At 71.0% G+C, this 13599-nt stretch carries 12 protein-coding genes; 8 read left to right on the top strand and 4 right to left on the bottom strand.

Annotated elements, in window-relative coordinates:
• Window positions 1-72 precede the first annotated feature (72 nt).
• Together ACIQTP_RS37130 and ACIQTP_RS37125 are read left to right on the top strand one after the other, a co-directional pair.
• A complete protein-coding gene (locus tag ACIQTP_RS37130; RefSeq protein ID WP_403408266.1) occupies window positions 73-1935 on the top strand; it encodes an ABC transporter ATP-binding protein in 1863 nt (620 codons plus the stop codon).
• On the top strand, window positions 1932-2879 hold the full coding sequence (locus ACIQTP_RS37125; RefSeq protein WP_403408264.1) for a serine/threonine-protein kinase: 948 nt from the start codon (window positions 1932-1934) through the stop codon (window positions 2877-2879). Before ACIQTP_RS37130 ends, ACIQTP_RS37125 begins: the two co-directional genes overlap by 4 nt.
• Here ACIQTP_RS37125 and ACIQTP_RS37120 read toward each other — a convergent pair.
• The 3 genes from ACIQTP_RS37120 to ACIQTP_RS37110 all read right to left on the bottom strand — a co-directional run bounded on the left by ACIQTP_RS37120 (window position 2857) and on the right by ACIQTP_RS37110 (window position 4999).
• A complete protein-coding gene (locus tag ACIQTP_RS37120; protein WP_403408262.1) occupies window positions 2857-3612 on the bottom strand; it encodes an anti-sigma factor family protein in 756 nt (251 codons plus the stop codon). The genes ACIQTP_RS37125 and ACIQTP_RS37120 overlap by 23 nt on opposite strands.
• Entirely contained in the window at window positions 3602-4189 is a 588-nt protein-coding gene (locus ACIQTP_RS37115; protein WP_403408260.1) for an RNA polymerase sigma factor, read from the bottom strand. Before ACIQTP_RS37115 ends, ACIQTP_RS37120 begins: the two co-directional genes overlap by 11 nt.
• A 204-nt stretch (window positions 4190-4393) precedes the next feature.
• Window positions 4394-4999, bottom strand: a complete 606-nt coding sequence (locus ACIQTP_RS37110; protein ID WP_403408258.1) for a hypothetical protein — start codon at window positions 4997-4999, stop codon at window positions 4394-4396.
• A 197-nt stretch (window positions 5000-5196) separates the two neighbouring features.
• Between ACIQTP_RS37110 and ACIQTP_RS37105 the strand changes: the two genes are divergently transcribed.
• From ACIQTP_RS37105 to ACIQTP_RS37090, 4 genes are all read left to right on the top strand, one after another.
• Complete coding sequence (locus ACIQTP_RS37105) at window positions 5197-5694, top strand: hypothetical protein (RefSeq protein ID WP_403408256.1); 498 nt, start codon at window positions 5197-5199, stop codon at window positions 5692-5694.
• 172 nt (window positions 5695-5866) lie between these two features.
• Entirely contained in the window at window positions 5867-6664 is a 798-nt protein-coding gene (locus tag ACIQTP_RS37100; protein WP_403408254.1) for an SAM-dependent methyltransferase, read from the top strand.
• 65 nt (window positions 6665-6729) lie between these two features.
• A complete protein-coding gene (locus ACIQTP_RS37095; protein ID WP_403408252.1) occupies window positions 6730-7260 on the top strand; it encodes a GNAT family N-acetyltransferase in 531 nt (176 codons plus the stop codon).
• A 367-nt stretch (window positions 7261-7627) separates the two neighbouring features.
• Window positions 7628-8290 carry a beta-glucanase gene (locus ACIQTP_RS37090; protein ID WP_403408250.1) on the top strand — a complete coding sequence of 221 codons (663 nt, stop codon included), beginning with the start codon at window positions 7628-7630 and terminating at the stop codon, window positions 8288-8290.
• Between the two features lie 138 nt (window positions 8291-8428).
• Here ACIQTP_RS37090 and ACIQTP_RS37085 read toward each other — a convergent pair whose 3' ends face one another.
• Entirely contained in the window at window positions 8429-11803 is a 3375-nt protein-coding gene (locus ACIQTP_RS37085; RefSeq protein ID WP_403408248.1) for a pyruvate carboxylase, read from the bottom strand.
• A gap of 378 nt (window positions 11804-12181) precedes the next feature.
• Between ACIQTP_RS37085 and ACIQTP_RS37080 the strand changes: the two genes are divergently transcribed.
• The gene (locus ACIQTP_RS37080; RefSeq protein WP_403408246.1) at window positions 12182-12655 is read left to right on the top strand and encodes a hypothetical protein; all 474 of its coding nucleotides are present in this window, start codon (window positions 12182-12184) and stop codon (window positions 12653-12655) included.
• Between the two features lie 340 nt (window positions 12656-12995).
• Window positions 12996-13565: a carbonic anhydrase gene (locus ACIQTP_RS37075; RefSeq protein WP_403408244.1), complete on the top strand. Its 570-nt coding sequence runs from the start codon at window positions 12996-12998 to the stop codon at window positions 13563-13565.
• The last annotated feature ends 34 nt before the right edge of the window (window positions 13566-13599 follow it).

Here is a 13599-nt window from a genome sequence, read left to right as displayed (position 1 = left end):
CCGGCGCCGGTCCGCTTCGTCGTCCGAGCGACGGTCGGCGGACGGATGACGGACGGATGACGGACGCATGCGATGAAGCGTGTCCCGGGCCATGCTCTGGAGCGACTGCTGTCGGTGGGCGAGGAGTCCGCGCCCCTGGTGACGGCCGCGCCGCCGGTGCCGCCGCGCGAGGTGTTCCGGCGCTTTTGGCCCTACACCCGCGGCCGACGGCGCTGGCTCGTGCCACTCGTGCTGTTCAGTCTCGCCGGTCCCCTGGTCGACGCGGCCGAACTGTGGCTCTTCAAGGTCGTGGTGGACGACGTGCTCGTCCCTCGGGACCTGCGACCGTTCCTCTGGATCGCACCGACCTACCTGGGGCTGGTCGTCGCCTCCGGCGTTCTGGGGTTCGCCGACGACATGACGGCCACGTGGGTCGGCGAACGCTTCCTGCTGGCCCTGCGCGCCGACGTGTTCCGGCATGTCCAGCAGCTCTCGCTCGGGTTCTTCGAGCGGCGGCGGCTCGGGGACGTACTGTCGCGCGTCACGGGTGACGTCGACGCCGTCGAGACGTTCCTGCTCTCCGGTGTGGCGGACGCCCTGTACCACGTGATCCGGCTGGGCGTCTTCCTCGGGCTGCTGTTCTACCTGCGCTGGGACCTGACGCTCCTCTCACTCGTCATCGTGCCGCTGTTCTGGCGCGCCGCCCGGCACTTCTCCCGGCTGGTCAGGGAGGCGTCCCGGGAGCGCAGGCGGCGCAGTGGCTCGCTGAGCGCCGTCGCCGAGGAGTCCCTGGGGAACGTGGCCCTGGTCCAGGCGTACAACCGGCAGGGCTGGGAGGAGCGCCGCTTCGAGCGCGAGAACGTCGGCAAGTTCCGGGCCTCGATGACCACGGCACGCATCCGTGCCGTCTATCGGCCGGTGGTCGAGCTCATCGAGGTGTCCGGTGGCCTCGCCGTCATGGGCCTCGGCACCTGGAAACTGGCGCAGGGCCAGCTCACGCTGGGCGGACTGCTGGTCTTCCTCGCCCTGATCGGCAAGCTCTACAGCCCGATCCGCGACCTGTCCCGCCTCGGCAGCACCTTCTACGCCGCGTCGGCCTCCGCGGAACGGATCATCGAGTTGCTGGACCAGCGCCCCCAGGTCGTCGAGTCCGCCGACGCCCGCCGGATCGGCCGGGCCCGCGGTGAGGTCGAGTTCGAGGGCGTGTCCTTCCGCTACCCCGGTACGCCGGCCTCGGCGCTGTCCGAGGTGTCGTTCCACGTCTCCCCCGGCGACACCCTGGCGCTGGTCGGCGCGAGCGGCGCCGGCAAGTCCACCGCCGCCAAGCTGCTGTTGCGGTTCTACGACCCCGACCGGGGCACGGTCCGGCTCGACGGGGCCGACCTGCGGGAACTGGCCCTGTCCGACGTGCGGGAGAGCCTCGCGGTGGTCCTGCAGGAGACGCTGGTCTTCCACGGCACGGTGCGGGAGAACATCGCCTACGGCCGGCCCGGCGCGACGGATGCGGAGATCGTCACGGCGGCCCGCGCCGCCGACGCCCACGACTTCATCCGGTTGCTGCCCGATGGCTACGACACGATGGTCGGCCAGCGCGGCCGGACGCTGTCCGGCGGACAGCGCCAGCGCCTCGCGATCGCCCGCGCGATGATCAGGGACGCACCCGTGCTGCTGCTGGACGAACCGACCACCGGCCTCGACACCCGATCGGGCCTGCGCGTCATGGACCCGCTGCGCCGCCTGATGGCCGGGCGGACCACCGTCGTCATCTCGCACAACCTGCTCACCGTCCGCGACGCCACGCAGATCGTCGTACTCGATCACGGACGGGTCCTGGAGACCGGGACTCACGACGACCTGCTCGCGCACGGCGGTGTGTACGCCGGTCTCCACCGCTTGCACGCCGTGCCCGGCCCCGTCCGGGCAGGCGGCCCGCTGCCGGGGACGGTGCCGTCGTGACCGGGACGCGCACCCGGGTGCGGGCGCCCGCGGCGGGGGAACCCGCTCCCCCGCCCCTGGCCCCGGGCACCCGTCCCGCGCCGGGCTACGAGATCCTGCGGCACCTCATGCGCACGGGATGGCTGGACCTGTACGACACGTGGAGCGAGGAGCGGGCCTGCCGGTGTGTCGTCAAGGTCGTACGTCCGGACCGCCGCGACGAGGCCCGGCCGCGGGCCCGGCTGCTGCGGGAGGGCCGGTGGCTGTGCGCCTTCAGCCATCCGCACCTGGTCCGCGCGTACGAGACCCTGGAGTGGCCGGAGCCGCTCGTCGTCCTGGAGACGCTGACCGGGGAGACGCTGTCCCATCTCGTCCACCGTCCGCGACGGCGACCAGCGGCCGGTGACGTGGCCCTCCTCGGCGTGCAGTTGTGCTCCGCGGTCCACTACCTGCACGGCCGGGGCCTGCTGCACCTGGACCTCAAGCCGTCCAACGTGGTGGTGGACTGTGGCCATGCGAAGGTGCTCGACCTCAGCGTGGCGCGGCCGCCGGGGCGCGCCCCCGCCGGGTTGGGCACGCTCCGCTACCGCGCACCGGAACAGGCGCGCGGCGGCCCGCTGACAGCCGCCGCCGACGTGTGGGGCATCGGCATCACGTTGTACGAGGTGGCGAGCGGCGACGTGCCGTTCGACGGCCGCGGGACCGCGGAGCGCACGGATGACGGCGATCACCACGGGTGTCCGCGGCTGGAGGTGAGCGCACCGCCGATCGGCTCGCGGCGCCGGCTGCCCCGCCCGCTCGCGGCGGCCATCGACGGCTGCCTGGGCATGGACGCGTCGGGCCGGCCGACGGTCACCGAACTGGCCGCGTCGCTCGGCGCGATCCTCCCGGCGTACGGCCCCCGTACGCCCTCGGCCGAGAACCCGGGAGCCGGGGACGTCGCTACGTTTCCCCGCCCGTCGTGAAGCCGGCGGTGGCGAGCACGGTGCCGTCGGGCGCCGTCAAGCGGGCGCCGGACAGGGCCGCGGGGTCGACGGGGGTCGGGCCGCCCCAGAACCCGCGGCCCTCGTGCAGGGTGAAGGTGCCCATCCGGACCGTGCCGCCGTCGCGCCGCTCCAGCAGGCAGGAGACCATGCCGCTGTACCGGGAGTGCGCCTGGGTGAGGTCGACGGTCAGGTAGATCCAGCCCGGGGAGCCGGTGTGGGCGTACACCTCGCCGGCCGACTGCCTGGGGGCCGCGACCGAGGTCAGATCGCCATGCAGCAGGTCGGCCTCGTCGCCGGCGGACCGGGAGGCGCCGGCCACCACGTTCTCGATCTCCGTTCCGATCGCCCAGCCGCCGAATCCGATGGCGAGGACGAGCGCGGCCACCGCGGAGGCGAGCCGGAGCCGGAGCCGGCCGCCGAAGCCCCTGCGCCGGGCGCCCGAGGCACGAGCGCGCGACCGGCCGTCCTGGGGCGGCGTCGCGTGGGTCAGCGCCTGCGCCACCCGGGTCTCGAAGCCGACCGGCGGCTCGCAGCCCGGCAGCAGTCCGATCAGCCCGTCGCCGACGAGGGTCAGCTGCTCGACGTACTCGCGGCAGTCCGCGCATCGGTCGAGGTGCGCGACCGCCGCGGCCCGCTCGCGTCCCGGCAGTATGCCGAGGGCGAGTTCGGCGCCGATCTCCCGCAGCTTCTCGCAGGTCATGTCATTGGACATGGTCGCCTCGCTTCGGGGACGCGAGTGTGGTGCGCAGCTTCGCCATCGCGGTCCTGATGCGCGTCTTCGCGGTGCCCAGTGGGATGTTCTCCCAGTCGGCAACCTGCTGGGCCGTCATGCCGTAGATGCTCGCCATCACCAGCGCGCGGCCCTGTTCGCGGGGCAGTTCCGCCACCGCCGCCCGCAGCCTGGAGGACACCTCGTCGGCCAGGACGTGCTGTTCGGGGGTGTCACTGACGACTCCCAGGATCACGTCGAGGTCCTCGGGCGCCACCGGTTCCGGCCGTCGCGTGCGGACGGCGTCGATGGCGAGGTTGTGCGCGATGGTCGTCAGCCAGGTCTTCACCGAGCCGCGCCGCGAGTCGTAGATCTGGGCATGCCGCCAGGCACGTTCGAAGGTCTGCTGGGCGATGTCCTCGGCGAGTTGTGTGTCCCCGGTGACGGCGACGGCGACACCGAAGACCGTGTGCTGGAACCTCCGTACGAAGGTGACGGCCAGCTCCGGGTCGCCCGTGGCCAGCCCGGACAGCAGAGCCTCGTCCGGAAGACGGCCCACGGGGAACCGGAATCTCGACATACCCATATATACGGTCCGCCCTCGCCAGGAGATTGCCCGGCTGTCACGGGACCTCACCCTCCGATTCTCCCGCGCTTCCGCCCGCGCGGCGCGGGCAGCGGGCGGGCAGCGGGCAGCGGGCAGCGGGCAGCGGGCAGCGGGCCGATGATCAGGCCGCCGGGCCGGCCTGGGGCCGAGCGAGCCTTCGGTGGCCTGGTGGGACGCTCAGTGGCCGTAGGGTGGCTCGAAGCACCCGGTCTCCGGGTACGGACCGTTGGTCGTCACCTCGTAGTTGGACTTCTGCACAAACGCCGTGACGCAGGCATCGCCGTGGACGCGAAGGCCGACCAACGCCCCCTCGGGCGTGACCTCGCGACCGTCCGTGAAGCGCGAGTTCATGGCCCGAACGATCAGCGTCCCGCCGAGCGGCTTCCCGTTCGACCCGGTCCGCTCCTCTTCGTAGCCGAGGTGGAGCAGTGCCGCGCGCACCGTCGCGGGGTCCCACTTCTTCTGTTCCCACAGCCGCTTCAGGACCGGCCTGATGCGGTCGGCTTCCCTCCCCGCGTCCATCGCGTCGGCGGGCGACATGGCTCCCGGGCGGCGGTAGCCGTTGTTCTCGTTGTAGTGGGGAGCGCCGTCGCCGGCCCCCGGCTCCACGTACGGGGAGGCTCCCGATGCGCCGGCAGCGGCGCTCCGAGATGTGCCCGTAGGGGCTCCGGCCGTCGAGCCCGTGGCGCGCTGCTCACCACAGCCGCTGAGACACAGGACGGCGACGAGGGCCAGACCCGTCATCGTTCGGCTGCCGGGCCGGCCGGACATCGAAAGAGGCATGGCATGACTCTGCCATGCCGGAGATGCTGTCGGTGGCAGGACCGCAGCGCCGGCCGAACGGCATCTCCTGGGGGTACTCGCTGCGCGTGACCGCCGGACCGCATGCGGCAGCCGATCTCGAGGAGGCTGCCGGCCAGTGGTAAGACTGGGTGACTTAGGTCGTAGAACCACGTCTTGTTGGTGCTGAGGAGGCGGGCATGTTCGATGAGGCCAGCGAGAACGAGCTCCTGCTCGCCGCGATGATGCAGCTCGGTGCGAAGGGCGGCTCGATAGGAGCTGCCGCTGGAGGGGCTGCCACCGGAGTGCACGGTTTGGGCAGAGCAGGGGCGCGGGGCGGTGCTCGTGGAGGCGCGCGAGGCTTCAAATGGACAAAGAAGGACGTCAGTACCACTCTTGTCGAGTTGTCCGGAACGGTGACGGCAGTCACCCAGCTGGTGCACACGACTCTGGCCGGCATGGGGAGTCTGATAGGCGCGGAGGCCCGGGACAACGGGGGCATCGTCGTACGAGCGATGGTCGGTGTAGGGATTGGGGGCCTGAACCCCACCGTGGTGACCGCTGTTGTGGCCGCAGGTCCCGAAGGCGTAGCGGTGGTGGAGTTGCGCGCCGCAGGTCGTGAAGGGCTCATCAAACAACACCCTGCCGAAAAGGCGCTGGCCAAGATCACCGCTCAGCTCAATGCCGCCTCGCGGTAACGACGGTGGCATCGAATGCGCCCGCCGATCGAGGTGGCCTCCTGCGCGCACCGACCGTGACCGCATTGCTCGCACCGGTAACTGCGTTCATGGGCACGGCAGTTGATATGCGAAGCTGTCGTCAGCCGCTCGCGGGCAAGGTGGCCGGGGCAGTCGTCGAGAGGATCGCAGTGTGAGTCAGGACGGCTTCCGCACCGAGCAGATAGACACCAGCAGGCCGCACCCTGCGCGGATCTACGACTACCTGCTGGGCGGCAAGGACAACTACGAGGTCGACCGACAGGCCGGCGACCAACTCGCCTCCGCGGCACCCGAGGTGCGGATAGGTGTGCAGGCCAATCGCGCCTTCCTGCAACGCGCCGTCCGTTACGTCGTCGGCAGCGGCGTCCGCCAGATCCTCGACGTCGGCACCGGGCTGCCCACCGCCCCGAACGTGCACGAGACCGCCCAGGAGGTGGCCTCGGACGTGCGCGTCGCGTACGTCGACAACGATCCGATCGTGAAGGCGCACGGCGACGCGCTGCTCAGCCGCTCCGGCGCGACCAGTATCGTGCTCGCCGACCTGCGCGACCCCCGGGCCATGATCGACCACCCCGACGTCCGCCGAGTCATCGACTTCGAGGAGCCGGTCGCCCTGCTCCTCGTCGCCATCCTCCACTTCATCACCGAGGCGGAGAAGCCCGGTCAGGCCGTCGCCGCCCTTCGCGACGCGCTGCCGGCCGGCAGCTTCCTCGTGCTCTCGCACGCCACGGGCGACTTCGCCGACCGCAGCGAGGCCCAGGCCGTCTACAACAACGCCACCGCCACGCTGAACCTGCGGACCCGCGCCGAGGTGGAGCGGTTCTTCGACGGCTTCGAACTGGTCGAACCCGGCCTGGCCCAGGTCCCGTTCTGGCGCCCGGACACCCCGCCGCCGGCACGATCCGGCGAGATCGGCTTCTACGGGGGCGTGGCTCGCAAGATCGGCTGAACCGGCGACCGGCCTCTTCGGCCGATGAGGTGGCCGGGCGCCGGCACGAACAGGATCATGGAGGGATGACTGATCGCCTGCCCTCCGCATCGCCAACCGTGGTGCGGCTCACGGAGTACACGACGTCCGAGCAGACCGAAATCCTGGGTGCCGGCGCCGATCCCTTCGGCGTCGCGGACGCCGGCTTGACGTGGTTGCCCAAGAAGGATCATTTCGGCATCAGGCAGAAGGGCCGCCTCGTCGCGCACGCGGGTCTGCTGCAACTGCCCATGCTGATCGGCGGGTTGAGCACACAGGTGGTGGGCGTCGGCGGAGTCGCTGTCGCTCCTGACCTGAGGGGGCAGGGACTGGCACGGTCAGTCGTGTCGGCGGCCCTGGACCACGCACGGACGATGGGGCCCGAGTTCGGTCTCCTTTTCTGCCGACCGCCTCTCGTCCCCCTCTACCGGAGACTCGGCTGGCGCACGCTTGAAGGTGACGTCCAAGTTGACCAACCCGAGGGACCCGTGATCATGCCGCTGCGGACCATGTGGACGCCACTGCGCGACACGACTTGGCCTACCGGTCGGGTTCGCCTGCTCTCGCTCCCCATGTGACCGAGGGCGCCGGCGTGTGATGCGCGGTCGCGGGAATTCGGTGAGGGACTTCTGTCGGTGGGCAGCGTCTCCAGCTCACAAAATGTGGTGGCGTTGCCCAAACCACTCACGGATTCGCCTGCCCAGAGCAGGCGGAAATCCCGTTGGGTGAGTACTCCCCACCCCGTTCGGGGCCGGTCCGTACCTGTTGAGCAGTTGGCCTCATACCGGGCGACCGGCTCGATGCCGAGCGCACCCGGGACCTCGTTCACGCCGAGTTCACTCCGAAGAGTTGTTTCCCCGCCGGTCGAGGCGAACGGAGCATGCGTCACGTCCCTCGGGGGAGAACCAGTGGCGTACGCGAAAGCCGACATCAAGGAGGCCGCGCGTGTCCGATGTCGTCTTCACCGCGGACTTCGCCTCGACGCGCCAGTGGGTCGCGGGGCATTCCTGGGCCTATCCCGACGGCGGCCCCGTCAACCCGGACGACGACAAGCTCGACCACCTGGTCACCGACCCCGACCACAGCCGCACCGGCACCTTCCGCGCCACCCGGCGCCCGGACGGCAGCTGGAACACCGGCCTCCTGACGACCGAGGACAGCGAGGACGGCTTTCTCCTGTGTGCGGGGGACGTACTGGAGACCCGGGTGAGACTCCCCACGCAGATCGGCGCCTGGCCGGCCATCTGGACATGGCGGGACGGAAACCAGGAGGTCGACGTCTTCGAGTACCACCCCGACCATCCCGATCTCCTGGAACTCTCCAACCACGTCCGCGGCGGACACCGGTACTACCGCGACGAGGCCGTCCAGCCGGGTGCCTGGGTGGACCTGCGCGTCGAGTTCGGTGCCCGTTCCGTCGTCTGGTGGGTCAACGGCAATCGCGCCTACGCCGACCGGCGGGGCGTAGGGAGGAGCTGGCACGCCTACCTCATCGTCAACCTGTCCGTCTGCGCCGGGCGTTACCACCCACCGCCTGCCGCCGGGGTCTCCGAGATGGCGTTCGAGGTGGCACAGCTGGTCGTCCACAGACCGGGCGTGGTCGGCTAGGCCCTGTCGTCACACGACCGGCCGCGACACCCGTCGCACCCCGCTCGCCGCCCGCCTGTCGAAGATCAGGCGGGCGGCCGCAGGTCGGTCCTGACGGCGCACGCGTGTTCCGTGCACGCGTGCTCAGTGACGCGAGCCTCAGCCGACCTCGATGAGCAGGTCGCCGCCTTCCACCTGCTGGATCCGGTTGATGGCCAGCCTGGTCACCCGGCCGGCCTTCGGGGCGGTGATGGAGGCTTCCATCTTCATCGCCTCGATGGTGGCCACGGTCGCGCCGGCCTCCACCTCGTCGCCCTCGGCGACCGCGAGGGTCACCACACCGGCGAACGGCGCCGCCACGTGCCCGGGGTTGGCCCGGTCGGCCTTCTCGGTCACCGGTACGTCGGAAGCCGCCGCGTTGTCACGGACCTGGATCGGCCGCAGTTGGCCGTTCAGGGAGGACATCACGGTGCGCATACCGCGTTCGTCCGCCTCGCCGATGGCCTGGAGCTCGATGAGGAGCCGCACGCCGGGCTCCAGGTCGACGGCGTACTCCTTGGCGGGGCGCAGCCCGTAGAAGAAGTCCTTGCTGTCCAGCACGCTGGTGTCGCCGTAGGCCTGGCGGCGGGTGTCGAAGTCGCGCGTCGGCCCGGGGAACAGCAGCCGGTTGAGGGTGGAACGCCGGGACTTCTCCAGGCCCGTACGGTCCTCGGCGGTCAGCTCCGGTACGGGCTTGGCCTCCGCTCGGCCCTGAAGCGCCTTGGTGCGGAAGGGCTCCGGCCAGCCGCCGGGCGGGGTGCCCAGTTCGCCGCGCAGGAAGCCGATGACGGAGTCGGGGATGTCGAACCTGTCGGGTGTCGCCTCGAAGTCCTCCGGCGCCACCCCGGCACCCACCAGGTGCAGGGCGAGGTCGCCGACGACCTTGGAGGAGGGGGTGACCTTGACCAGGTGGCCGAGGATGCGGTCGGCCGCCTCGTACATCGCCTCGATGTCCTCGAAGCGGTCGCCGAGGCCGAGGGCGACCGCCTGGGTGCGCAGGTTGGACAGCTGGCCGCCGGGGATCTCGTGGTGGTAGACGCGTCCGGTCGGCGAGGCCAGGCCCGCCTCGAAGGGCGCGTAGATCTTTCGGACGCTCTCCCAGTACGGCTCCAGGTCACCGACGGCCCCCAGGTCCAGGCCGGTGGGCCGGTCGGAGTGGTCGGTGGCGGCGACGATCGCCGACAGCGACGGCTGTGAGGTGGTGCCCGCCATGGAGGCGACCGCGCCGTCCACCGCGTCGGCGCCGGCCTGGATCGCGGCGAGGTAGGTGGCGAGCTGGCCGCCCGCGGTGTCGTGGGTGTGCAGGTGCACCGGCAGGTCGAACTCGCGGCGCAGCGCCGACACGAGCGTGGCCGCGGCGGGTGCCCGCAGCAGTCCGGCCATGTCCTTGACGGCCAGGACGTGCGCGCCGGCGTCCACGATCTGCTCCGCGAGGCGGAGGTAGTAGTCCAGGGTGTACAGCCGCTCCGACGGGTCGGACAGGTCGGAGGTGTAGCACAGGGCGACCTCGGCGATCGCCGTTCCGGTCTCCCGTACGGCGTCGATGGCCGGGCGCATCTGGCCGACGTCGTTGAGCGCGTCGAAGATGCGGAAGATGTCGATGCCGGTGGCCGCGGCCTCCTGGACGAAGGCGTCGGTCACCTCGGTCGGGTAGGGCGTGTAGCCGACGGTGTTGCGGCCGCGCAGCAGCATCTGGAGGCAGATGTTGGGCACGGCATCGCGCAGGGCCGCCAGACGTTCCCAGGGGTCCTCGGCGAGGAAGCGCAGGGCGACGTCGTAGGTGGCGCCGCCCCAGCATTCCAGGGACAGCAGCTCGGGCAGGGTCCGGGCCACGGCCGGGGCGACGGCGAGCAGGTCCTTGGTGCGCACCCGGGTGGCGAGCAGGGACTGGTGGGCGTCGCGGAAGGTGGTGTCGGTGACGCCGATGGTCGGTGACTCGCGCAGCTGCCGGGCGAAGCCTTCCGGGCCGAGTTCGACGAGGCGCTGCCGGGAACCCGCGGGCGGCTCACCGGCGGGCAGCGGGGGCAGCTTGGTGACCGGGTCGATCAGCTCGGGGCGTTCGCCGTGCGGCTTGTTCACCGTGACGTCGGCGAGGTAGGTGAGCAGCTTGGTGCCGCGGTCGGCGGAGTGGCGGGCGGTCAGCAGGTGCGGCCGCTGTTCGATGAACGACGTCGTGACCCGCCCTGCCTGGAAGTCCGGGTCGTCCAGTACGGCTTGGAGGAACGGGATGTTCGTGGCGACGCCCCGGATGCGGAACTCGGCCACGGCACGCCGGGCCCGGCCGATCGCGGACTTGAAGTCCCGGCCCCGGCAGGTGAGCTTGACGAGCATCGAGTCGAAGTGCGCGCTGATCTCCGTACCCGCGTGGGTGGTGCCGCCGTCCAGACGGATACCCGAACCGCCCGGCGAACGGTAGGCGCTGATACGGCCGGTGTCCGGGCGGAAGCCGTTCGCCGGATCCTCGGTGGTGATACGGCACTGGAGAGCGGCACCGCGCAGGGTGACCGTCTCCTGGGAGAGTCCGAGATCCGCCAGCGACTCGCCCGAGGCGATGCGCAGCTGGGCCTGGACCAGGTCGACGTCGGTGACCTCCTCCGTCACCGTGTGTTCCACCTGGATGCGCGGGTTCATCTCGATGAAGACGTGGTTGCCGTCGCGGTCGAGGAGGAACTCCACGGTGCCGGCGTTGCGGTAGCCGATCTCGCGGGCGAACCGCACCGCGTCGGCGCAGATCCGGTCCCGCAGCGCCGGATCGAGGTTCGGCGCGGGCGCCAGCTCGATCACCTTCTGGTGGCGGCGCTGCACCGAGCAGTCACGCTCGAACAAATGGATGACGTTGCCCTGTCCGTCGGCGAGGATCTGCACCTCGATGTGGCGCGGATCGACGACGGCCTTTTCCAGGAAGACGGTGGGGTCGCCGAACGCCGACGTCGCCTCGCGGGAGGCCGCCTCGATGGACTCGCGCAGTGTGGCCGGGTCCTCGACCCGCCGCATACCGCGCCCTCCGCCGCCCGCGACCGCCTTGACGAACACGGGAAAGCCGACGTCCTCGGCGGCGCGGACCAGTTCGTCGACATCGGTGGAGGGCGCCGAGGAGCCGAGGACCGGCACGCCGGCCGCCCGGGCGGCCGCCACGGCGCGGGCCTTGTTTCCCGTCAGCTCGAGAGTGGCGGCGTCCGGGCCGACGAACGTGATGCCCGCCTCCTCGCAGGCGCGTGCCAGTTCCGGGTTCTCGGACAGGAACCCGTAACCCGGGTAGACGGCGTCCGCACCCGCCTTGCGTGCGGCACGGACGACCTCCTCCACGGAGAGATAGGCCCGCACCGGATGCCCCGGCTCGCCGATCTCGTAGGCCTCGTCGGCCTTGAGCCGGTGCAGCGAGTTGCGGTCCTCGTAGGGGAAGACGGCCACGGTTCGCGCGCCCAGTTCATAGCCAGCGCGGAACGCGCGAATCGCAATCTCGCCGCGGTTGGCGACCAGCACCTTGCGGAACATCCTGGATCCCTTCGGCCTGCCGGTGACGAGGACCATGCTGTCGGTGACGCCCCCGTTATGCCATGTGAGCCGGGCCACTCCCGCCCATGTCCCTCTCGGAACACCGCGAATTCGGGGTGGGCCGTCCAGGGCGGACGTGCGTCGTCGCCCGCACGGGTGGTTCCCGCCACCATCATGGTGCCCCGCATGCTCCGACGGATGCGTACCTGGCGCTGTACGACGGGGTCTCGGGCGGTGTCCTGGTGCACCTGCGTCAAGAAGCGGCCGTCGGCCGAGGTTGGCAGATTGTCGCCGTTGACCCGTATGTACGGCACATGACAGCGTCGGCCCTGCCCGGGCGGCAGGCCCCGGGCACATCCGCGGAGGGGACCGATCGGCATGGGCGGCAGACGGGCCACGTACACGGTGGCGGCGGCCACGACAGCGGCGCTTCTTCTCGGAGTCTCGGGCACGGCGGCCACGGCCGCCGCCGGACCTTCCCCGACCGCAACACCCCCGGCAGCGATGCACGCCTTCGGCCAGAGCGACTTCTCCCCGGAGGAGGAGGCGCACCTGCGGGAGGTGGCCGCCTCCATCTGGAACGCCGACCTGGCCGCCGGCTGGAACATGAACCCCGACGTCGCCGACGTCCTCTCCCAGGCGACCGGGGAGATCCTCCGGTGCTCCGAGGCCTTCGCGCTGGTGCCCCGGCCGCCCGGTTTCCTCCCGGGCATCGGCTATCTGCTCAGCTACTGGAAGAACCTCAAGGACTACTTCCTCGTCGTGAAGGACAACCGGACCTACCGGGCCTGCGTGGTGACCGCGGCAGCGAACTACCGGTCGGCGATCGAGATGGCGTCGATGGGCATCTGACCTGGCGGCCGTGACGCTCCGTCACAGACCGTTCCAGGTCTCCTGGTCCTGGGCCATCGGTGGCAATGAGGCCCGCGCCCGCGTGTGCCTCCCGTCCGGTTCCCTCACCGCACTGCACAATCGCCCCTGCTCAAGACGTACGGAGACGTCTCGGCGGACTGAGAGGTCAGGGCTGATGGACAGAGCGGGACATCCCGGTCGCAGAGTTCTTCTCGTCGGCGGTCTCGTGGCCGCCACGGCCACGCTTGCGGGGTGTGCGCCGACGAGCGCCGCCCCGTCGGTGACCAGCGCTTCGCCGGAACCGCGGCCGACCACGCCGGCCGCGGCGTTCACCAGACTGATGGAAGGCAACAAGCGCTGGGTGAGCGGCGATCTTCGACATCCCGACCGGGATCCGGACCGGCGCGAGTTCGTGGCCGAGATGCAGGAACCCTTCGGCTCGATCCTCTCCTGTATCGACTCCCGGGTGCCGCCCGAACTCCTCTTCGACACCGGGCTGGGTGACCTGTACGTGATGCGCACGGGCGGGGAGGCCATCGGCCCGGTGGTCACGGGTTCCGTGGAGTACGGGCCCATGACGAGCGGCACTCCGCTCATCGTGGTCCTCGGGCATCAGCGTTGCGGCGCCATCGAGGCGGCGTACAAGTCCATCCGTGACGGCAAACCGCTGCCCGGCAATCTGGAGGCGATCGCCAAGGCCCTGCGTCCGGCGTACGAGCAGGCGGTCCATGGGGGCGGCGGCGACCCGGTGGATTCCATGGCCCGTGCGCAGGTCACGCTGACCGCTGCCGACCTGCGCTCCAACCAGGACCTGGCCCCCCTCGTGCAAAAGGGTGCCCTCGCCGTGGTCGGCGCCTACTACTCGCTCGACACCGGCAAGGTGGAAGTCCTGGCCGGAGCGCCCGTCTGACCGGTCCGAGCCGCTGGCGGAGGGAACGGCCCGC

The organism is Streptomyces sp. NPDC090798 (assembly GCF_044768965.1).
In the GTDB taxonomy this organism is placed as follows: domain Bacteria; phylum Actinomycetota; class Actinomycetes; order Streptomycetales; family Streptomycetaceae; genus Streptomyces.
This window is presented reverse-complemented; position numbering and strand designations above follow the sequence as displayed.